The organism is Gilliamella apis (genome assembly GCF_002142155.1).
GTDB classification, from domain to species: Bacteria; Pseudomonadota; Gammaproteobacteria; order Enterobacterales; family Orbaceae; genus Gilliamella; species Gilliamella apis.
The window spans coordinates 1-23,388 of the sequence record NZ_NASD01000008.1; the positions used below are offsets into that span (position 1 = coordinate 1).

At 36.6% G+C, this 23,388-nt stretch carries 21 protein-coding genes; all 21 read right to left on the reverse strand.

Going from position 1 to position 23,388, the window contains the following annotated elements; genetic code table 11:
- Positions 1 to 273: 273 nt before the first annotated feature.
- The 21 genes from fabF to pgk all read right to left on the reverse strand — a co-directional run bounded on the left by fabF (position 274) and on the right by pgk (position 23,268).
- Positions 274 to 1,518, reverse strand: a complete 1,245-nt coding sequence (fabF, locus tag B6C84_RS05190) for a beta-ketoacyl-ACP synthase II (RefSeq protein ID WP_086320903.1) — start codon at positions 1,516 to 1,518, stop codon at positions 274 to 276.
- A gap of 154 nt (positions 1,519 to 1,672) precedes the next feature.
- The gene (gene acpP, locus B6C84_RS05195) at positions 1,673 to 1,906 is read right to left on the reverse strand and encodes an acyl carrier protein (protein WP_025316503.1); all 234 of its coding nucleotides are present in this window, start codon (positions 1,904 to 1,906) and stop codon (positions 1,673 to 1,675) included.
- Between the two features lie 150 nt (positions 1,907 to 2,056).
- Entirely contained in the window at positions 2,057 to 2,791 is a 735-nt protein-coding gene (gene fabG / locus B6C84_RS05200; protein WP_065651680.1) for a 3-oxoacyl-ACP reductase FabG, read from the reverse strand.
- Between the two features lie 18 nt (positions 2,792 to 2,809).
- Entirely contained in the window at positions 2,810 to 3,745 is a 936-nt protein-coding gene (fabD, locus tag B6C84_RS05205; protein ID WP_086320902.1) for an ACP S-malonyltransferase, read from the reverse strand.
- A gap of 35 nt (positions 3,746 to 3,780) precedes the next feature.
- Positions 3,781 to 4,734 (reverse strand): beta-ketoacyl-ACP synthase III, encoded by a 954-nt coding sequence (locus B6C84_RS05210; RefSeq protein ID WP_086320901.1) that lies wholly within the window; start codon positions 4,732 to 4,734, stop codon positions 3,781 to 3,783.
- 4 nt (positions 4,735 to 4,738) lie between these two features.
- Positions 4,739 to 5,785 carry a phosphate acyltransferase PlsX gene (plsX, locus tag B6C84_RS05215; protein WP_081300049.1) on the reverse strand — a complete coding sequence of 349 codons (1,047 nt, stop codon included), beginning with the start codon at positions 5,783 to 5,785 and terminating at the stop codon, positions 4,739 to 4,741.
- 33 nt (positions 5,786 to 5,818) lie between these two features.
- Positions 5,819 to 5,986: a 50S ribosomal protein L32 gene (gene rpmF, locus B6C84_RS05220; RefSeq protein ID WP_025316508.1), complete on the reverse strand. Its 168-nt coding sequence runs from the start codon at positions 5,984 to 5,986 to the stop codon at positions 5,819 to 5,821.
- Between the two features lie 4 nt (positions 5,987 to 5,990).
- Entirely contained in the window at positions 5,991 to 6,500 is a 510-nt protein-coding gene (gene yceD / locus B6C84_RS05225) for a 23S rRNA accumulation protein YceD (RefSeq protein WP_086320900.1), read from the reverse strand.
- Between the two features lie 297 nt (positions 6,501 to 6,797).
- A complete protein-coding gene (locus tag B6C84_RS05230; RefSeq protein ID WP_086320899.1) occupies positions 6,798 to 7,022 on the reverse strand; it encodes a hypothetical protein in 225 nt (74 codons plus the stop codon).
- Positions 7,022 to 7,261, reverse strand: a complete 240-nt coding sequence (locus B6C84_RS05235) for a hypothetical protein (protein WP_086320898.1) — start codon at positions 7,259 to 7,261, stop codon at positions 7,022 to 7,024. The genes B6C84_RS05230 and B6C84_RS05235 overlap by 1 nt, the downstream gene beginning before the upstream one ends.
- A 351-nt stretch (positions 7,262 to 7,612) precedes the next feature.
- Positions 7,613 to 8,530 (reverse strand): TPM domain-containing protein, encoded by a 918-nt coding sequence (locus B6C84_RS05240; RefSeq protein WP_086320897.1) that lies wholly within the window; start codon positions 8,528 to 8,530, stop codon positions 7,613 to 7,615.
- Between the two features lie 5 nt (positions 8,531 to 8,535).
- Entirely contained in the window at positions 8,536 to 9,135 is a 600-nt protein-coding gene (locus B6C84_RS05245) for a LemA family protein (protein ID WP_086320896.1), read from the reverse strand.
- Between the two features lie 356 nt (positions 9,136 to 9,491).
- Entirely contained in the window at positions 9,492 to 9,803 is a 312-nt protein-coding gene (locus tag B6C84_RS05250; RefSeq protein WP_086320895.1) for an antibiotic biosynthesis monooxygenase family protein, read from the reverse strand.
- Between the two features lie 83 nt (positions 9,804 to 9,886).
- Positions 9,887 to 14,107: a DNA-directed RNA polymerase subunit beta' gene (rpoC, locus tag B6C84_RS05255; protein WP_086320894.1), complete on the reverse strand. Its 4,221-nt coding sequence runs from the start codon at positions 14,105 to 14,107 to the stop codon at positions 9,887 to 9,889.
- Between the two features lie 91 nt (positions 14,108 to 14,198).
- A complete protein-coding gene (gene rpoB, locus B6C84_RS05260) occupies positions 14,199 to 18,227 on the reverse strand; it encodes a DNA-directed RNA polymerase subunit beta (protein ID WP_086320893.1) in 4,029 nt (1,342 codons plus the stop codon).
- Positions 18,228 to 18,470: 243 nt separating this feature from the next.
- Positions 18,471 to 18,839: a 50S ribosomal protein L7/L12 gene (rplL, locus tag B6C84_RS05265; RefSeq protein WP_034901671.1), complete on the reverse strand. Its 369-nt coding sequence runs from the start codon at positions 18,837 to 18,839 to the stop codon at positions 18,471 to 18,473.
- Between the two features lie 58 nt (positions 18,840 to 18,897).
- Positions 18,898 to 19,395, reverse strand: coding sequence for a 50S ribosomal protein L10 (gene rplJ, locus B6C84_RS05270; protein WP_034901673.1), 498 nt, complete (start codon positions 19,393 to 19,395; stop codon positions 18,898 to 18,900).
- A gap of 223 nt (positions 19,396 to 19,618) precedes the next feature.
- The gene (gene rplA / locus B6C84_RS05275; RefSeq protein ID WP_034901675.1) at positions 19,619 to 20,320 is read right to left on the reverse strand and encodes a 50S ribosomal protein L1; all 702 of its coding nucleotides are present in this window, start codon (positions 20,318 to 20,320) and stop codon (positions 19,619 to 19,621) included.
- Between the two features lie 3 nt (positions 20,321 to 20,323).
- Positions 20,324 to 20,752: a 50S ribosomal protein L11 gene (gene rplK / locus B6C84_RS05280; RefSeq protein WP_034884321.1), complete on the reverse strand. Its 429-nt coding sequence runs from the start codon at positions 20,750 to 20,752 to the stop codon at positions 20,324 to 20,326.
- A gap of 196 nt (positions 20,753 to 20,948) precedes the next feature.
- Entirely contained in the window at positions 20,949 to 22,028 is a 1,080-nt protein-coding gene (gene fbaA / locus B6C84_RS05285; RefSeq protein ID WP_065578362.1) for a class II fructose-bisphosphate aldolase, read from the reverse strand.
- 76 nt (positions 22,029 to 22,104) lie between these two features.
- Complete coding sequence (pgk, locus tag B6C84_RS05290) at positions 22,105 to 23,268, reverse strand: phosphoglycerate kinase (RefSeq protein ID WP_065578363.1); 1,164 nt, start codon at positions 23,266 to 23,268, stop codon at positions 22,105 to 22,107.
- Positions 23,269 to 23,388 lie beyond the last annotated feature (120 nt).

Below are 23,388 nucleotides of genomic sequence, written 5' to 3' on the forward strand. Positions count from 1 at the left end.
GCTTTATCTATCACGGATATTTTGCTATTTTTAGTGATATACCTAAATAGTACTATTAAATTAGTTAGTATTAACAGTTGGTTAGCTTCTTTGACACAGATATGAACTTTTTAAACTGATACTAACTAAATAAAGATTTTTAGATAATACAAATTAATATCAAAATTTATCCATAGGTATAACTACGATTATCGCTGAGGAAAACTTATCGTTTATGGGAGAAAACAATAAAAGGTGTGATTCCCATCACCAAATTGTGATGGGAAAAAAAGATTAGATCTTTTTAAATAAAACTGAACCGTTAGTACCACCAAAACCAAATGAATTACAAAGCGCATATTCTAAGTTTTTCACTTGACGAGCAGTATGTGGAACATAATCCAGATCACAACCTTCATCAGGGTTATCAAGATTAATTGTTGGTGGAACAGCTTGATCACGTAACGCAAGCACCGTAAAGATAGATTCAACAGCACCAGCAGCACCTAATAAATGCCCAATCATTGATTTGGTTGAACTTACCATTACTTTATTAGCGTTTTCTTGGAAAATACTTTTAACCGCTTGCGTTTCAGCTTTATCGCCAGCTGGAGTTGACGTACCATGTGCATTAATATATCCAACTTGTTCCGCTGTTATACCTGCATCACGAATAGCACATTTCATAGCTAATGCTGCTCCACTACCATTTTCTGGAGGTGAAGTCATATGATAAGCATCGCCACTCATACCAAAACCAACGATCTCAGCATAAATTTTAGCGCCACGTTTTTTAGCATGTTCATATTCTTCTAAGAACATGATACCGGCACCATCACCAAGCACAAAACCATCACGGTCTTTATCCCATGGGCGACTTGCAGCTTTAGGATTATCATTGTTAGTTGATAATGCACGAGCAGCACCAAAACCACCAATACCCAATGGTGTACTGGCTTTTTCACCACCGCCGGCTAACATTGCATCGGCATCACCATAAGCAATCATACGTGCAGCATGACCAATATTATGCACGCCCGATGAACAAGCGGTAGCAATAGTAATACTTGGTCCTTTTAATCCGTAGATAATTGATAAATGACCAGCAATCATATTGACGATTGTTGATGGCACAAAAAATGGACTAATTTTACGCGGTCCACCATTAACTAATGCACTATGATTTTCTTCAATTAATCCTAGTCCACCAATACCTGAACCGATAGCACAACCAATGCGCTCTGCGTTTTCTTCCGTAACTTCAATGCCAGCATCTTGCATTGCTTGCATACCAGCAGCGATACCATATTGGATAAAATAATCCATTTTACGGGCATCTTTACGTGAAATATTATAATCTTCGCCATTAAAGTCTTTAACCATTGCGGCGAAGCGCGTTGCAAAAGGGGCTGTATCAAAGTGTTCTATAAGTTCTACGCCACTTTGACCTGCTAATATAGCTTGCCAAGTAGACTCAACTGTATTACCTAATGGAGATATCATGCCCATTCCAGTAACAACAACTCTGCGTTTAGACACATTGTCCTCCAGAAAAGGATTGAAATGAAATTTGAATCATTGAAAATTTTATTATGAGTTTTCAGAATTTTACGTCAAATTAACTCTATAAAATAGAGACATAAATAAAAACTAGGCGATCATTTGACCGCCTATTGTGAAAACTCTGCTAACCTTATTGATTTGCAGTAATATAATCAATTGCTGATTGTACAGTTGTAATTTTTTCAGCTTCTTCATCAGGAATTTCTGTATCAAATTCTTCTTCTAAAGCCATAACTAATTCAACTGTGTCAAGAGAGTCAGCGCCAAGATCTTCAACGAAAGAAGATTCATTCTTAACTTCGTCCTCTTTCACACCAAGTTGCTCAACAATAATTTTCTTAACTCGCTCTTCAATAGTGCTCATACTCTTTTTTTTCCTATAAATATCGCCGAAAGTGGCGGTGAATGTAAGTTTATAAAATGTTGAAAAAGATGCCAATCATTTTTCAACCCAATTGCTTATTTTTTGTTCAAAACATCAAATTATTGGTTTATTTTACACTATTCTGATCAATTACACCATATACATGCCACCATTGACATGTAAAGTTTCACCTGTGATGTAAGATGCGTCATCAGAAGCCAAAAATGCAACCGCATTAGCAATCTCAGCTGGTTCACCTAAACGTCCTGCCGGTACTTGCGCTAATGTTAACGCTTTTTGTTCATCAGTTAATGCTTCTGTCATATCAGTTGCAATAAATCCTGGGGCGACTACATTTACCGTAATACCTCGAGATGCAACTTCACGTGCTAGTGATTTACTAAAGCCAATCAATCCAGCTTTTGCCGCCGCATAGTTAGCTTGGCCTGCATTGCCCATAGTCCCTACAACAGATCCTATAGTAATGATTCTACCATAACGTTTTTTCATCATAGTACGCATTAATGCTTTTGATAAACGAAATACTGATGTTAAATTAGTATCTAAAATGTCTTGCCATTCATCTTCTTTCATTCGCATTAATAAATTATCACGGGTAATACCTGCGTTATTAACTAAAATATCAATATCGCCAAACTCCGTTTTAATTGCATTAATAACTGATTCGATAGATGCTTCGTCAGTTACATTTAGTGCTAAACCTTTTCCGTTAGAGCCTAAATATTCACTTATGGCCTGTGCGCCTTTTTCTGTCGTTGCAGTACCAATCACTGTTGCACCACATGCAACTAATTTTTCCGCAATGGCCTTTCCAATTCCACGGCTTGCACCAGTTACTAAAGCAATTTTTCCTGATAGGTTCATAACTACCCCTTTTGTATTCTATTTAGTATTTTCAATTGCAACATCTAATGACGCTTTATCATTAACAGCACAAGCTGATAATGAATCAACAATTCGTTTAGTTAAGCCAGTTAAAACTTTACCTGGGCCCATCTCAACTAATAGTGTTACACCTTGTTTTGCCATTTCTTCAACCGTTTCAGTCCAACGAACTGGGCTATATAACTGGGCTATTAATGCCGCTTTAATATTTTCTGCAGATGATTCAACTTTAACATCAACGTTATTAATCACAGCAAATTGAGGTGTATTAAACGTCATGTTATTTAAAGTTGTCGCTAGTTTATCAGCGGCTGGTTTCATTAATGCACAATGTGAAGGAACACTTACCGCCAATGGTAAAGCACGTTTAGCTCCGGCTTCTTTACAAAGCGCACCAGCACGTTCAACCGCTTCTTTATTACCAGCAATAACAACTTGGCCTGGTGAATTAAAATTAACTGGCGCGACAACTTGACCTTGAGCAGCTTGTTCACATGCTTTTCGAATTGAATCGTTATCTAAACCAATAATAGCAAACATTGCACCAGTACCACTTGGCACTGCCTCTTGCATTAATTTACCACGTAACTCTACTAATTTAATAGCATCTTTAAAATCTATCACACCAGCACATACTAATGCTGAATATTCACCCAAACTGTGACCAGCCATAAATTCTGGTTGAGGGCCATTAATACTTTGCCAAACTCGGTAAATCGCAACCGATGCAGCAAGTAATGCCGGTTGTGTTTGCCAAGTTTTATTCAATTCATCAGCTGGACCATCTTGAACTAAAGTCCATAAATCATAACCTAATACTTGTGATGCTTCATCGAAAGTTGATTTCACAACTGAATAATTTTCAGCAAGATCTTTTAACATACCAACAGCTTGTGAGCCTTGTCCTGGAAATACCATTGCAAATTTGGTCATTTTGAAATCCTTGATTACCTAAATAATTTATAAAATTAAAATCTAACGAGTGCTGAGCCCCAAACAAAGCCGCCACCGAAAGCTTCTAATAAAATTAGTTGCCCACGTTTAATACGTCCATCTCGTACACCTGTATCTAATGCACAAGGTACTGATGCAGCAGAAGTATTACCTTGTTTATCCAGCGTAACAATCACCTTACTCATATCCATATCAAGACGTTTGGCTGTAGCTGAAATAATCCGTAAATTAGCTTGATGTGGCACTAACCAATCTAAATCAGATTTATTAAAGGCATTTTCGGTTAAAAGTTCATCAACTAGATTAGAAAGTTCTTTTACTGCAATTTTGAATACGTCGTTACCTTGCATTGTCATATAGACAGGGTCATTAAGAGAACGGCGATCAACATATGGGTATTTTAATAATTCGCCATATCGGCCGTCGGCATGTAAATGAGAGGCAATAAGACCAGGCTCTTCAGAAGCACCAACCACAACCGCTCCAGCACCATCACCGAAAATGATAATTGTACCGCGATCATTTGGATCAACACCACGGGTTAACATATCTGAACCAACAACTAAGGCATATTTTATTACACCACTTTTTACATATTTATCAGCGATATCTAATGCATAAATAAATCCAGAACAAGCTGCCGACACATCAAAGGCAACCACATCACCGAGATCTAATTTAGCTTGTAATTCTGTAGCTGAACTAGGAAAAGCATTAGCTGATGTTGCTGTTGCAACAATAATTAAACCAATTTCTTGTTTAGAAATATCCGCCATTTCAATAGCTTTAATCGCGGCTTCATAGGCCATACTAGTAACAGTTTCATCAGGTGCTGCTATCCGTCTTTCTTTAATACCTGTACGAGTAGTTATCCATTCGTCGCTAGTATCCACCATTTTTTCAAGATCGGTATTGGTTCTTATTTGTTTTGGAAGATAACTTCCTGTTCCTAATATTTTTGTATACATCGAATTATTCGCTCTTGGGTAGTGCAGAAGAAAGGCTATTGGCAATCTTCTCTGGTATATTGGTTTCGATAGCTAAAATAGCTTGCTCAATTGCTGCAAAAAATGATTTTTGATTGGCACTACCGTGACTTTTAATCACAATACTTTGAAGACCAAGTAAACAAGCGCCATTATATCGCCCAGGGTCTAAATAGCCAAAATTTTTTACTATTTTCCTTTGCAGCCATTTACTCAAAAATTTCATAACTAATGAGTTGTGTCCTAAAAGCATTTTGAACGAAGATAGAAAAATTTTAATTAACCCTTCTACCGTTTTCAAAGTCACATTACCAACAAAGCCGTCACAAACTAATACATCGGTTTTACCAGTTAATAGCTCATTACCTTCTAAATAACCGATATAATTAATTTGATGATTAGCCTTCAAAACAGATGCAGCAGCACGAATTTTATCCAATCCTTTAATGTCTTCTTCACCAATATTAAGCAAAGCAACACGAGGATTTTCAATATGAAGAACCGATTTTGCTAGTATTTCACCCATTATAGCAAATTGAACCAGCATATCACTATCACATTCAGCATTTGCCCCCAAATCAAGAACCACAGTATTTTGATTATTTAATGCAGGAATGGTGGCAACTAAAGCTGGTCGATCAATGCCTGTTAAAGAATGCAACAACAACTTAGATAACCCCATCAGCGCACCTGTATTACCAGCGCTAACACAAGCTTGAGCTTTATTATTTTTTACTAACTCTAATGCAATTCTCATTGACGAACCTTGGCTATGCCTAATTGCATAAGAAGGTTTCATATCGTTAGTAATGATAGATGTTGATTCTGTCACCATCAAGCGACCTGTTTCTTGGTACTGGGTAACTAGCTTGGCATTTTCTTTAGACAAAAAAAATCTAACTTCCTTTATGTCACCAACAAGGAAGATAGAAAGATTTGGATAATGATGTAATGCTTGAATTGCAGCAGGAACAACAATACGAGGACCAAAGTCCCCGCTCATAGCATCTAACGCAATGGTTAGATTATCCAAAATGTCACCTGAAGATTTCTAATTACTAATTAATTATTTAGAAATTACTTTTCGGCCGCGATAATAACCATCAGCGGTTACGTGATGACGTAAATGAGTTTTACCTGATTCATCAACTGAGATATTAGCAACAGTTAATGCATCATGAGAACGACGCATACCACGTTTTGCACGAGTTTTACGATTCTGTTGAACAGCCATGGATTTACCCCTTATTCTTTAAACTAACTAAAATTGCAAATGGATTTGGTTTTTCATTCTCAGCAGGAATTTCACCAAACACCATATCTGCCTCTGACACTTCGCAGTGTTTACTATCATGCACCGGCGCAATTGGTAATGAGAGAATAATTTCGTCCTCAATTAACGCTAATATATCTACTTCACCAAACTCGTTAACTAAAACGGGCTCATAATGTTCCGGTAATGTCTCTGCTTGAGCATCGCTCTTAACAGGACTAAATTTATTCATCACATGAACTTCAGTGATAAAAGGTTTAAAACAACGCTGACAAATTTGTTCTAGCGTCATTTTTGCATCAATGGTGATAACGCAAAGTCTTTGCTCATCAAAATCAAAAGACAAATGACATTCGATATCACTTTTTGGACTTTCAATCCTTGTTGCACTTTTTGCTGGATAATATCCAACATAATCAAGTCTTTTTTGTGCTGCTTTGATTGGGTCAATTGTTAATGGTAATTTATTTTGCATAAGATATGCATGCCTACCTTAAAAATTATTAAGTGCAGCTAAAAACCACACAAAGCCATAAGGCGCGCATAATACCTTTAAATCACCATTTCGTCAATGGGCAAGCACATGATAATTTGTTTTAATTGTTGATTATTTCTTAAATATTTATAATTTTTGTTTTACTTATTTCTTAACAAAAAATTTTGAGGAACAGGGTTTTTTAGCGCTCAAAACTGTTATTTACTTAATCGCTAAATAACTTATGTTACTTGCTTAGTTGAATCCCTTTCTAAATAGCAAATTAACTCAAGTTTATTACGATAAACGCCCAAAACTATCTTTTACAATAGCTTGAAAATCATCGAAATTACGACTATTTAACAACCGCTTAGTTGATCTCTCTTTAACAAAATTGACGACTAAGTTATAAATTCGCATCGCATCTTCATATTCATCTTTGCTAATTGCTAATAAGAAAATAACATGCGCAATTTTATTTGATAACCTATTGAATAATTGTACAGTTTTACGTGCAAGCATTAAGGATTGCTCTGAGAGCTCATCAAATAAAGAAGGATCACCCCAGGTAATTTTTCTAGCGTTTTTGCTCTTTCAACCATTGCTTTAACATGTGATAACAACATCGCTTTTTGCACATCATTTTGGGTTATTTGATGATCCGTTAACCAACGATTGATGATTTCTATCGTTTGCGCAGTCACAACTTCGGGATCTAAATCATCTTCGATCATACGGAATTGTATTTGTGGCATAGTCATTCTAATTCTCTTTTTTCTTTTTAAGATGACTTAGCCTAAAGGAAATAATTATCAATGTGGAGAGAGACTTTTTCCTATTGCAAAAGGAAATTTATTGTCAGGCTAGCTGAAAGCTGTTGTAAACAAGAATTATTATGTAGGATATGATTGAAGATTAACTAAATTGATTTTAAATTTAAACAAACTATTGCTTAAAAGTATCATTAATAAATTTTTTTGATATAAAAAACCCCTTTCCTCAAAATTTTTTCAAGCACAGATAGTTATTTTTGCTATCGAGGCTATGAACCTAGGTAGTATTTTTGTTAAAAAAGTAAATTGCCAATTTCTTTTGGTATTTTTTAAGAATGTTTACCAGCTGCCAGAGGCACCACCGCCACCACTACGGCCACCGCCTCCGCCACCAAATCCGCCGAATGAACCTCCGCCAAAACCACCACCATTACCCCCACCGAAACCGCCTCCTCGACCACCACGTCCGCTACCGCCACTCATAGTTAAAATTCCACTTAAAATCGCACTGGCAACAAATGCTAAAAATATTAGAGGTAAGACAATATGTAATGAATAACCATTGAACAAAGTAAAACCACCAACTGATATACCATTTAGTAAACCAGTACCTAAACTTCGGCTAGCACTACGTTTAGAGGAAGTAATTGAAAATAAGCTAGCAATAGTGAAACAAATAAAAAAGGATGCTAATCCATAATTAAATAAATTGGCACCAAAATCACCAGCAAGTACCGTTTTGAGATCTGGATCACTATTAGTCGCCGGTACCTGCTGAGGATCATTCAACTTATTAATTAAAACTGAAAGCGCATCATGTATACCTTGATAATAGTTATTTTGTCTAAATTGTGGCGCTAATTGTTCACGAATGATATGACTAGCAATTAAATCCGTAATGATGCCTTCAAAACCATAACCAACTTCAATTCGCATCAACTTATCATCTTTAACAATTAATAATAAAATACCATTATCTTGCTCTTTGTTACCTATTTTCCACTGTATAAACACCCGATCAGCATACTGTTCAACCGTTTCATTATCGAGTTTGGAGATCATTAATACCGCGATCTGTGCACCATCAGTTCGCGTCTTTTCAAAAGCAATCAAGCTTGATTCCAAATCATCTATTTGTGATGGTTCTAAAGTATCTGACGTATCAATAACACGGCGATCAAATGTAGGAATCTCAGTTAATGCATAACTTACCGCACTAAAAAACAGTAAACAAAAGAGCAGATAATATTTTTTCATTATGCTTATTGTCCAAAATTGACTGCTGGTGGATTAGAAATTTGTTGTTCATTTTCAACAGTAAACTGTTGTTTTGGTTGTACCCCTATAATATTTGCAATCCATTTAGTTGGTAATTGACGAATATAAGTATTAAATGATTGTACTGTTTCTATATATCGACCTCTAGCAACCGTTATCCGATTTTCAGTACCTTCAAGTTGGCTCATTAAATCTTGATAAAGTGTGTTTGCTTTAAGTTCTGGGTAATTTTCACTAACCGCAATTAAGCGACTTAATGCGGAACTTAATTCTGATTGGGCTTGTTGGAATTTTGAGAATAAATCGGGATCGCTAAGTTGATCTGCATTAATTTGGATAGACCCCACTTTCGCTCTTGCATCTGTTACCTGAGTAAAAACGTCTTTTTCATGAGTTGCATATCCTTTTACTGTATTGACTAGATTCGGAACTAAATCTGCTCGACGTTTATACTGATTAACAACTTCTGACCAAGAAGCCGCTACTTTTTCGTCTTGAGTTTGAATACTGTTATAGTCTTTAAAAAAGAAAAATCCACCAACAATAATTAAAATAAGAATAAGCAATAGTAATTTGGATTTCATGACGAGCCCCTGTAAATAGTTAAACTTTCAAATAGCTTAAAAAAGCAATGATAATTAGAAAATACTAACCAGTAGCCTAAAAATTTTGTTACTAAACAAACTTATAATGCTTAATTAAGGAATATATTTTTACAACTTTTTATAAAAATAATTATGAACTATAAAATACAAAGAAGAGACTTTTAGATAGTAGATTTAATTTACATGGACTGATCGGGTTCTTTAATAATGCCCATGTAATTTTATTTGATTATATCTTTTTTTATGCAATTTGCGAAGAATTATCATCGGTAATTTTTTATTGGTATTGCTCACAATGCTTATTTTAAAATTTGATTTTTTAGTTTAAAAATTACTTAGATAATGACTTCAAAACATTCAAGTTGAGCAGGTTCAAAATAGATATCTGGGTTATTTGGGCGGCTATCGGTATTACGGTGAGTATGTTTGAAATGAGCAGAATTAACCCAATTTTCAAAATCTTGTTTTGATTCCCATTCAGCATATGATGAAAACAATGTGTAATCTTCATAAGTTTTACCTTTAAGGAAATAAAAACGATTAAAACCTTTCATCTCTTTTAAATGGCTATCACGATTACGCCAGATTTCAATAAAAGAGTCTTCACTACCTAACTTAATTTTAAACCGATTCATGACAATATACATTTAATATTCCTTTCATATACCATACACTCGACAAAAAAATAGCACGTGATAACACGTGCTACTTTAGTCGATTTATCTAAAATCTATTGATTTTCTTCTGCTGAATTCAATAATTCCGCTAAGTTAGCTGTAGCTTCCTCAGCTGAAACAGTTGTTGGTTGAATTACATCATCAGATGGCATTGCGCGTTTACGCAAACGTTCTTTATGATATGCATAACCAGTACCAGCTGGAATTAAGCGACCAACAATAACGTTTTCTTTCAGGCCACGAAGTTCATCATTTTTACCTGCAACTGCTGCTTCAGTTAATACGCGAGTCGTTTCTTGGAACGATGCCGCAGAAATAAATGACTCAGTAGTAAGTGATGCTTTAGTAATACCAAGTAAATCATGCAAGTAAACAATTGGTTCTTTACCTTGTGCTTCAAGCTCACGATTAATAATCTTCAAGCGTGAAACTTCAAGTTGTTCACCATCAAGTAAACGAGAACCACCAGGATGAATAACCGTTGCTTTACGTAACATTTGACGAACAATAACTTCAATATGTTTATCGTTAATTTTTACACCTTGTAAACGATAAACTTCTTGAACTTCATTCACAATGTAACGAGTTACTGCATTAACACCTCGTAGACGTAAAATATCATGTGCTGATTCAGGACCATCAGAAATCACATCACCACGGCCAACTTGTTCGCCTTCGAATACGTTAAGTTGACGCCATTTTGGAATCATCTCTTCATACGGTTCACTACCATCTAGTGGAGTGATAATTAAGCGACGTTTACCTTTAGTTTCTTTACCGAATGAGATAATACCATCAATTTCAGCAAGAATTGCCGGCTCTTTAGGTTTACGAGCTTCAAATAAATCAGCAACTCGTGGTAAACCACCGGTGATATCTTTAGTACCTACAGATGCTTGTGGAATCCGTGCAAGTGTATCACCAACATTAATTTCCGCACCATCTTCTAATTGTACTAATGCTTTACCAGGTAAGAAGTACTGCGCAAGCATTTCTGTACCTGCCACAAAGATATCATTACCTTTAGCATCAACAATTTTAATTGCTGGACGTAAATCTTTACCAACACCAGTACGTTCTGCTACATCTAAGATCACGATAGATGATAAACCTGTTAACTCATCGGTTTGACGAGTAATAGTTTGACCATCGATCATATCAACAAAACGAACAAAACCTTTGGCTTCCGAAATAACTGGCATTGTATGTGGATCCCAGTTTGCTACTGTTTCACCAGCATCAACAGTTGCACCATTACCTTTAGTTAGAATCGAGCCATAAGGAACTTTATAAGTTTCTTTCATTCGACCTAATTCATCAATAATAGTTAATTCAGCATTACGTGAAGTAATAACTAGTTTCTGATCTGGGTTAGTTACAAATTTAGCATTAGTTAGTTTAATACTACCTTTGTTTTTAACTTGAACACTAGATTCTGCTGCTGCTCGCGATGCCGCACCACCGATATGGAACGTACGCATGGTTAACTGTGTACCTGGCTCACCAATTGATTGAGCAGCGATAACACCGATTGCTTCACCTTTGTTCACTAAGTGACCACGAGCTAAGTCACGTCCATAACATTTCGCACAAACACCAAAATCAGTATCACACGAAACTACTGAACGAACTTTAACGCTATCTACAGATTCTTGTTCAAGTAGATCACAATAACTTTCATCAAGTAATGTATTGCGAGGGATTAAAATATCCGCACTACCTGGTTTTAATACATCTTCAGCTGTTACACGACCTAATACACGTTCACGTAATGGTTCTTTAACATCACCACCTTCAATCACAGGTGTCATTACCACACCTTCTAACGTGCCACAGTCATCTTCAATAACAACTAAATCTTGAGCCACATCAACTAAACGACGAGTTAAGTAACCTGAGTTCGCTGTTTTCAATGCGGTATCCGCAAGACCTTTACGCGCACCATGGGTCGAGATAAAGTATTGAAGTACGTTTAATCCTTCACGGAAATTTGCGGTGATTGGCGTTTCGATGATCGAACCATCTGGTTTTGCCATCAAACCACGCATACCCGCTAACTGACGAATCTGAGCTGCAGAACCACGAGCACCAGAGTCGGCCATCATATAGATGCTGTTAAATGAAGATTGAACTTCTTCTTTACCTTCACGGTTAATAACTTTTTCAGTTGATAAGTTATCCATCATCGCTTTAGCAACACGCTCATTAGCTGCTGCCCAAATATCGATAACTTTGTTATAACGTTCACCTGCAGTTACTAAACCTGATTGGAACTGTTCTTGAATTTCTGCAACTTCGATTTCAGCTTCATTGATAATTTGTAATTTCTTAGCAGGAATTTCCATATCATCAATACCAACTGATACCCCAGAACGAGCTGCATAAGCAAAGCCGGTATACATAACCTGGTCAGCTAAAATAACAGTTTCTTTCATGCCTAATTGGCGATAACAAATATTTAAAATTCGTGAAATCGCTTTTTTACCAAGCGGCTGATTGATAACTGAGAAACTCATGCCTTTAGGCATAATTAACCATAAGATAGCACGACCAACAGTAGTATCAATTACAGAAGTTGTATCTTCCCATTCACCAATACTGTTACGATGGCTTTCAGTTATACGTACTTTAACTTTAGCATGTAGTTCAACTAGACCTAAACGATACAGTTTTTCTGCTTCTTTAGGGCCGGTTAATACCATGCCTTCACCTTTAGCATTGACTTTATCACGAGTCATGTAGTAAAGACCTAATACCACGTCCTGAGATGGAACGATAATAGGCTCACCACTTGCTGGCGAAAGAATATTGTTGGTTGACATCATTAACGCACGCGCTTCTAATTGCGCTTCTAACGTTAATGGAACGTGAACCGCCATTTGGTCACCATCGAAGTCAGCATTGAATGCCGCACAAACTAATGGGTGCAATTGGATCGCTTTACCTTCAATTAGGATAGGTTCAAATGCCTGAATACCTAGTCTGTGAAGTGTTGGTGCACGGTTTAATAATACCGGATGTTCACGGATAACTTCATCTAAGATATCCCAAACAATTGCATCTTCACGTTCAACCATTTTCTTCGCTGCTTTAATGGTTGTTGCATAACCACGACGCTCTAATTTACCGTAAATAAATGGTTTAAATAGTTCAAGAGCCATTTTCTTCGGTAAACCACATTGATGTAAACGTAAGTATGGACCTACAGTAATTACTGAACGGCCTGAATAGTCAACACGTTTACCTAATAGGTTTTGACGGAAACGACCTTGCTTACCTTTAATCATATCGGCAAGTGATTTTAATGGACGTTTGTTTGAACCAGTGATTGCACGACCACGACGACCATTATCAAGCAAGGCGTCAACAGACTCTTGTAACATACGTTTTTCGTTACGTACAATAATATCTGGTGCAGCTAAATCTAATAAGCGTTTTAAACGGTTATTACGGTTAATAACGCGACGATATAAATCGTTCAAATCTGATGTTGCAAAACGGCCACCATCTAATGGTACTAATGGACGTAAATCTGGCGGTAATACAGGCAACACATTTAAAATCATCCATTCTGGTTTATTTTCTGATTGAATGAATGCTTCAATGATTTTAATACGTTTTGTTAATTTTTTACGTTTAGTTTCAGAATTTGTTGTTGCTAATTCGTCACGTAGTGCTTCGCATTCAGCTTGTACATCAATATTACGTAATAATTCTTGGATTGCTTCTGCACCCATGCGTGCATCAAACTCATCACCAAACTCTTCTAACGCATCTAAATACTGTTCTTCAGTTAAAATTTGTCCGCGCTCAAGGTTTGTCATACCACCATCAAGAACCATAAATGATTCAAAATAAAGTACCCGTTCAATATCACGAAGTGGCATATCAAGTAATAAACCAATACGTGATGGTAATGATTTTAAAAACCAAATATGTGCAGTTGGTGATGCAAGTTCAATGTGGCCCATACGTTCACGACGTACTTTAGCTTGTGTGACTTCTACACCACATTTTTCACAAATAACACCACGGTGTTTTAAACGTTTATATTTTCCACACAAACATTCATAATCTTTAACTGGCCCGAAAATACGCGCACAAAACAATCCATCACGTTCAGGTTTAAACGTACGATAGTTAATTGTTTCAGGTTTTTTAACTTCACCAAAAGACCATGAACGAATCATATCAGGAGAGGCAAGGCCAATCTTGATAGCATCAAAATCTTCAGTTTTTGTTTGTGCTTTTAGAAACTTTAGTAAGTCTTTCACAATTGACTCCTATGGAGTTAAATCAATTAGATAACTTATCATTACTGATAAGTTATCCCTTATAAATAGAAATCATTTTAGCTAGCTAAGATTACTCTTCATCTAACTCGATATTAATACCTAACGAACGAATCTCTTTTAACAATACATTAAATGATTCTGGGATCGCAGGTTCCATACGATGATCACCATCTACAATATTTTTATACATCTTAGTACGACCGTTCACATCATCTGATTTAACAGTTAACATTTCTTGTAAGGTATAAGCTGCACCATATGCTTCTAGTGCCCACACTTCCATCTCACCGAAACGTTGACCACCAAATTGAGCTTTACCACCCAACGGTTGCTGTGTAACCAAACTATATGAGCCTGTAGAACGAGCATGCATCTTATCATCAACTAAGTGATTCAATTTCAACATGTACATATAACCTACAGTTACTGGACGTTCAAATTGCTCACCGGTACGACCATCAAACAAGGTAATTTGACCTGAAGTTGGTAAATCACCAAGTTCAAGTAATGCTTTAATTTCTTGCTCTTTTGCACCATCAAACACTGGTGTTGCAAGTGGCATACCATTACGTAAATTTTGCGCCAAAGTCATCACTTCTTGATCGGTAAATTCAGCAACATTGACTTTTTGCGCTGCACCTAAACCAAGGTCATAAGCTTTTTGGATAAAATCACGTAATTTAGCTAACTCTTGCTGTTCTTTTAACATTGCATCGATCTTCTGACCAATACCTTTCGCCGCCATACCCAAGTGAGTTTCTAAAATCTGACCGATATTCATACGAGAAGGAACACCTAGAGGATTTAATACGATATCTACTGGGCGACCTTTATCATCATATGGCATATCTTCAATCGGGTTGATTTTAGAGATAACCCCTTTGTTACCATGACGACCAGCCATCTTATCACCAGGCTGAATTTGACGTTTAACAGCTAAGTAGACTTTAACGATTTTGAGAACACCAGGTTGTAAATCATCACCTTGAGTGATCTTCATGCGTTTAGCTTCAAGTTTTTTGTTAAACTCAGCTTTAATTTCATCATGCTGTTCAGCAAGTTGCTCTAATTGCGCTTGTTTGCTCTCATTAGCGATACCAATGGTTAACCATTTTTCACGCGGTAAGGCATCTAATTTGTCGGCTTTAATACCGCCAGAAATTAATACATCACGGATACGAGCAAATAACGCTGCTTCAAGGATTTTAAGCTCTTCTGTTAAGTCTTTGCGAACTTGTTTAAGTTGCATCTCTTCAATTTCAAGTGCACGTTTATCTTTTTGTACACCATCACGAGTAAAGACTTGAACATCAATAACTGTACCTGAAACGCCATTTGGCACACGAAGTGAAGTATCTTTAACATCTGACGCTTTTTCACCAAAAATAGCGCGTAGTAATTTTTCTTCTGGCGTTAATTGTGTTTCACCTTTTGGTGTTACTTTACCAACCAGAATATCGCCACCTTTAACTTCAGCACCAATATAAACAATACCTGATTCATCTAGTTTAGAAAGAGCCGCTTCACCCACATTTGGAATATCGGCGGTAATTTCTTCTGCTCCAAGTTTGGTATCACGAGATACACAAGATAACTCTTGAATATGAATCGAAGTGAAACGGTCATCTTGTACCACTTTTTCAGAAACTAAAATAGAATCCTCAAAGTTATAACCATTCCATGGCATGAATGCCACACGCATGTTTTGACCTAAAGCTAACTCACCTAAGTCAGTTGATGGACCGTCAGCAAGGACATCACCACGCTCAACTTTTTCACCTAATTCCACACATGGAATTTGGTTAATACAAGTATTTTGGTTTGAACGGGTATATTTAGTTAAATTATAAATATCAATCCCTGTTTCACCAGCATACATTTCATCATCGTTAACATTAATTACAATGCGTGAAGCATCAACATATTGTACTGTACCACCACGACGAGCAACTGCAGTTACACCTGAGTCAACTGCTACTGCACGTTCCATACCAGTACCAACAAATGGTTTTTCTGCTTTTAACGTTGGTACCGCTTGACGTTGCATGTTTGCACCCATCAATGCACGGTTAGCATCATCATGTTCTAAGAATGGAATTAATGAAGCACCAACCGATACGATTTGTTGTGTTGATACGTCCATATAATGGACTTGTTCAGGGCTATATAAACCAGACTCACCATTTAAACGACAAGTCACTAAATCTTCTTTAAAACGACCATCGTCATCAAGATTTGAGTTAGCCTGAGCAATAACAAATTCACTTTCGTCGATTGCTGATAAATAGTTAATTTCATCAGTTACCACACCATCAACCACTCGGCGATATGGAGTCTCAAGGAATCCATACTCATTAGTACGAGAATATACAGCTAATGAGTTAATCAAACCGATGTTTGGACCTTCCGGTGTTTCAATCGGACATACACGACCATAATGGGTAGGATGTACGTCACGTACTTCGAATCCGGCACGTTCACGGGTTAAACCACCAGGACCTAATGCTGAAATACGACGTTTGTGAGTAATTTCAGATAATGGATTGTTTTGATCCATAAACTGAGATAACTGGCTAGAACCAAAGAATTCACGAATTGCCGCAGAAATTGGTTTAGCATTAATCATATCTTGTGGCATTAATGATTCAAGATCGCCTAGTGATAAGCGTTCTTTTACCGCACGTTCTACACGAACTAAACCAATACGGAATTGGTTTTCAGCCATTTCACCAACACTACGGATACGACGGTTACCTAAGTGATCGATATCATCGACTTCACCATGACCATTACGAATGCTGATCAATTTCTTCATTACATCAACGATATCAGTTTTAGTTAAGACACTTTCGCCTTCAATATCGTCACGTCCTAAAGAACGATTAAACTTCATACGACCTACTGCTGATAAGTCATAACGCTCATCAGAGAAGAATAAGTTATCAAATAAAGCTTCAGCTGCTTCTTTTGTTGGTGGCTCACCAGGACGCATCATTCGATAAATTTCAACTAATGCACCTAGTCGATCTCGAGTAGAGTCAACATTTAAGGTTTCAGAAATAAATGCACCATGATCTAAATCATTAGTGAATAATGTTTCAATTTTCTTATAGCCTGCATTAGTTAATTCAAGCAATAGTTCTAATGAAATTGGTGTATTAGCAAAAGCAACAACTTCACCAGTTTCTTGATTCACATAATCTTTCGCTAATACTTTATTAACAATATATTCAACTGGAACATCGATCTTAGTTACTTTATCTTTTTCAAGCTCACGAATATGACGAGCTGTAATACGACGACCTTTCTCTGCGTAAACTTTGCCTTTTGATTCAATATCAAATAACGCTGTTTCACCACGTAAACGCTCTGGTACAAGATCCATTTTTAATTTTGATTTGCCCACTTCGAAAATAGTTTTTTCGAAGAACATATCTAAAATTTCTTCAGTTTCATAACCTAACGCACGCAAAATGATTGTTGCAGGAAGTTTACGACGACGGTCAATACGAGCAAAAAGATTATCTTTTGGATCAAATTCGAAATCAAGCCAAGAGCCACGATAAGGAATAATCCGAGCATTATATAAAACTTTACCAGAAGAGTGTGTTTTACCTTTATCACTATCAAAGAACACACCTGGACTACGGTGTAATTGTGAAACGATAACACGTTCTGTACCGTTAATCACAAACGTACCATTGTCAGTCATTAAAGGAATTTCGCCCATATAGACGTCTTGCTCTTTAATATCTTTAACTGTTCCTTCTGGCGCATCTTTATCATAAATAACTAAACGTAATTTAACGCGCAATGGTGCTGAGTAAGTGATCCCTCTAATTTGACATTCTTTTACATCAAATACAGGTTCGCCCATCTTAAAGCTCACGTATTGTAACTCAGCGCTACCACTATAACTTTTTATCGGAAATATTGAACGAAAAGCGGCTTCTAAACCATATTGACCTTCAGGGTCTTGCTCAATAAACTTCTGGAACGAATCAAGTTGAATAGAAAGAAGATACGGTATATCCAAGACTTGTGGACGCTTACCAAAATTCTTACGAATTCGTTTTTTCTCGGTATAAGAGTAAACCATTAGTTCCTCAACTTGCTTATCTGCTATTTTAGCATGATTAAATATTCATCAGGGTACTACGAAATAATAACGCCTGACACCTCATCGAAAATATCTATAAATATCAAATGATTAGGCTTAATAAATATATTATTTCTTTATTACTTTTTATTGATAATCTTCAAATAAAATTCTTTGACTTATTACAGCGCAAAAAGGCTGGAGGTATAAAACCCCCAGCCAGTTAGCTTGTTATCGATAAACTTACTTAAGTTCGACAACTGCACCAGATTCTTCAAGTGCCTTTTTAAGTTCATCTGCGTCAGCTTTACTAACACCTTCTTTAACAGTTGCTGGAGCTGATTCAACAAGGTCTTTAGCTTCTTTTAAGCCTAAACCAGTTGCACCACGAACTGCTTTGATAACAGCTACTTTGTTAGCACCAACATCTTTTAAGATTACATCAAATTCAGATTTTTCTTCTGCTGCTTCAGCTGGACCCGCTGCTGCAACTGCTACAGCTGCTGCTGCAGAAACGCCAAATTTTTCTTCCATCATAGATACAAGTTCAACAACATCCATTACAGACATTTCAGCAACTGCATCTAAAATTTGTTCTTTAGTGATAGACATAATATAGTTTCCCAAATTTACATTTTTTTAATTAATAAAATTCACAATCATACCGCAATTAAGCAGCTTGTTTTTGATCGCGAACCGCTGCAAGAGTACGAACCAATTTGCCAGCTGCGGCTTCTTTCATGGTTGACATCAAGCGAGCTAATGCTTCTTCATAAGTAGGTAATGTTGCTAAGCGATCAATGTTCGCTGCAGTAATCAACTCACCTTCAAAGGCTGCGGCTTTAATCTCAAAATTATCATTTTCTTTTGCAAACGCTTTAAAAATACGCGCTGCAGCACCTGGGTGCTCATTTGAAAACGCAATTAGAGTTGGACCAACAAACGTATCTTTTAAACACTCGTATTGAGTTCCCTCAACAACACGGCGTAATAAGGTGTTACGAACAACACGCATATAAACACCAGCTTCACGAGCAGATTTACGTAATGCAGTCATTTTTTCTACAGTTACGCCACGAGAATCAGCAACAACTGCAGATAGCGCACCTTTGGCTATTTCATTAACTTCAGCAACAATTTCTTGTTTATTTTGAAGATTTAGTGCCATTGGTATTGCTCCTGGATTAAACTAGGCAAAGCCTAGAATTACTTTAACTAACTACAAATGTAGCTAGCACAATCACGATGAGCAGAATTCCTGTATTATATCTTATCAGGTTCTGTCACCGTCTACGTAGGAAAATTAAGTAATTAAATATCAATTACACCTACGGTCTTGGACGGGGTCTGGTTAAGGCCAGACACCAACCGATTCTTTGTTTAATTGTTAATTAAACAGATGCATTTAAAGTTGCTTGATCGATAGCAACACCAGCGCCCATTGTAGTAGAAAGACTAACTTTCTTCACAAATACACCTTTTGAAGATGCTGGTTTTGCACGTTTTAAAGCAACAAGTAATGCTTCTAAATTCTCTTTAAGTTTATCTGCATCAAAATCAGCTTTACCGATAGTAGTATGGATAATACCATTTTTATCATTACGGTAACGGATTTGACCTGCTTTAGCATTTTTAACAGCTTCAGCAACGTTAGGTGTTACAGTACCAACTTTAGGGTTTGGCATTAAGCCACGAGGTCCTAAAATTTGACCTAATTGACCAACAACACGCATTGCGTCTGGAGATGCGATAACTACGTCAAAGTTCATTTCGCCTTTCTTGATTTGATCTGCTAGATCATCCATACCAACTAATTCAGCACCAGCTTCTTTAGCAGCATCAGCGTTTGCACCTTGAGTAAATACAGCAACACGAACACTACGTCCTGTACCATGTGGAAGAACGATAGCGCCACGTACATTCTGATCTGATTTACGTGAGTCGATACCTAAATTAACAGCAACATCAACGCTTTCAGTGAATTTAGCTGTAGCAAGTTCTTTCAATAAAGCGACTGCTTCATTGATATCATATAGTTTAGTTGCGTTTACTTTTTCGCGGATAAGTTTAGCTTTCTTAGATAATTTAGCCATGAATTAACCCTCCACTTCCAAGCCCATTGAACGTGCAGTTCCTTCGATAGAACGCATCATCGTTTCAATGGTTGCACCATTCATATCAGCAGCTTTTAATTCAGCGATTTCGCGAATTTGAGCGCTAGTTACTTTACCGACTTTTTTCTTATTCGGTTCACCAGAACCAGACTTGATTTTAGCCGCTTTCTTTAATAATACTGCAGCAGGAGGAGTCTTAGTTACAAAAGTGAATGAACGGTCAGAATATACAGTAATAACTACAGGAATAGGTAAACCTTTTTCCATGCTTTCTGTTTTAGCGTTAAATGCTTTACAGAATTCCATAATATTCACACCGTGTTGACCAAGTGCTGGACCAACTGGTGGACTAGGATTTGCTGCACCAGCTGCAACTTGCAACTTGATGTAGGCTTGTACTTTTTTTGCCATTTTAGTTTCCTTTTCTCGGGTGCAAACGCCTCTATTAATAATAGCTATTAATAAATAGACAGCTCCCCTAAGTTAAATGAGGGCGAAATTATCCTATAACTAATACAAAAATGCAACATTTATTTGTTGAAGGATAAAACAAAAGCAGAGTTTATTACTCTGCTTCTTTATATACAATAAAAAATATTAGAAAATTTTACAGTACGTCAATAGCGTTAAGTTCTTTAAATGCAAGTTCTAAACGAGCAACTAAAGATTCTTGTCCTTTACGTAACCATACACGTGGATCGTAATATTTTTTATTCGGTGCATCAACACCTTCAGGGTTACCTAATTGACCTTGAAGATAAGCTTCGTTTGCTTTGTAGTAATCTAAAATACCAGCCCAGTTTGCCCATTGAGTATCAGTATCGATATTCATTTTAACAACACCATAGCTAACTGCTTCAGCAATTTCTTCTTGTGTTGAACCTGAACCACCATGGAAAACGAAGTTTAATGATTTAGCTGGTAAATTGAATTTCTCAGATACATATTTTTGAGAATTATCTAAAATTTTTGGCGTTAATTTCACGTTACCTGGTTTGTAAACACCGTGAACATTACCGAATGATGCAGCAATAGTAAAACGTGGGCTAATTTCGCTTAAACGTTCATAAGCATAAGCAACATCTTCTGGTTGTGTATACAATGCAGAACTATCCATATGACTATTATCTACGCCGTCTTCTTCACCACCAGTACAACCTAATTCTAACTCTAATGTCATTTTCATCGCAGACATACGAGCAAGATATTGACAACAAATATCAATATTATCTTTTAATGTTTCTTCGGAAAGATCGATCATATGAGAAGAGAATAAAGGTTTACCTGTTTTAGCAAAGTGAGCTTCGCCAGCGTCAAGTAATCCATCAACCCATGGAAGAAGTTTTTTAGCACAGTGGTCAGTATGAAGAATAACTGGCACACCATATTTTTCAGCCATTAGGTGAACATGTTTAGCACCTGAAACCGCACCTAAAACAGCAGCTTCTTGTCCATCTAATTTTAAGCCTTTACCAGCGATAAATTGAGCACCGCCATTAGAAAATTGAACAATTACAGCTGAACCAACTTTAGCTGCAGTTTCAATTACTGCGTTAATTGTATTTGTATCAACACAGTTAACAGCAGGTAAAGCAAAATTATTCTCACGCGCGATTTGAAAAACTTTTTGTACATCATCACCAGTAACAACACCAGGTTTAACGACATCAGAAATCTTTGTAGCCATTTTAATTCCTATAGATTTATTTATATAAAAAGTAAAGGATGAGTAATTGGCTCATCCTTCTTATCAAAATAGAATATTAAGCTTTTGCTCTCTCTTCTAACATTGCAACAGCTGGTAGTTTTTTACCTTCAACAAACTCAAGGAATGCACCACCACCAGTAGAAATATAAGAAATTTTATCTTCAATACCAAATAGGTCAATTGCAGCTAATGTATCACCACCACCAGCGATTGAGAATCCTTGGCTATCAGCAATTGCTTTAGCAACAATTTCAGTACCACGACGGAAATTAGGGAACTCAAACACACCGACAGGGCCATTCCATAAAATGGTTTTTGCTTTTTTGATAATATCAGCTAACGCTTCTGCTGACTCATCACCTAAATCAAGGATTTGTTCATTTTCTTTCACATCTTTAACTGATTTTTCAGTTGCCGTTGCTGTTTCGCTAAATTCTGTTGCTACACGAACGTCAGTTGGAACTGGAATATGACAATTAGCCATTAATTTTTTCGCTTCAGGAATTAAATCAGCTTCATAAAGTGATTTACCTACATTATAGCCTTCAGCTGCGATAAAGGTATTAGCAATACCACCACCAACAATAATTTGATCAGCGATTTTTGATAAAGAATCAAGAACTGTTAATTTAGTTGATACTTTAGAACCAGCAACAATCGCAACCATCGGACGGGCTGGATTATCAAGTGCTTTACCTAATGCATCAAGTTCAGCAGCTAATAATGGACCTGCACAAGCAACTGGAGCAAACTTACCAGCACCGTGAGTTGAAGCTTGAGCACGGTGAGCAGTACCAAACGCATCCATTACATAAATGTCGCAAAGAGCCGCATATTTTTTAGATAAAGTTTCATCATCTTTACCTTCACCAACATTAAAACGTACGTTTTCAAGAACGACAAGTTCACCTTCGTTAACATCAACACCATCAAGGTAATCTTTAACTAAACGAACAGGGAAAGAAACATGTTCTTTTAAGTAATCAACCACAGGTTGTAAAGAGAACTCTGGGTTATATTCGCCTTCAGTTGGTCGGCCAATATGAGAAGTAACCATTACTTTAGCACCTTTTTTAATGGCTTCTTCAATAGTAGGTAATGATGCTTTGATTCGCGCATCTGAAGTAACCTTACCATTTTTAACAGGCACATTAAGATCTGAGCGAATAAATAAACGTTTCCCTTTTAGATCAAGATCTTGCATTCTAATGATAGACATGAGACTTCCTCTTATAAATATAAAAACAATAAAATTTTTGCTATTCTAACATAAAATTTCTAATTAGGTTACAATCAATATCGGTTATATAGTAAACATTACTCGAAATTTGTGCTTTGT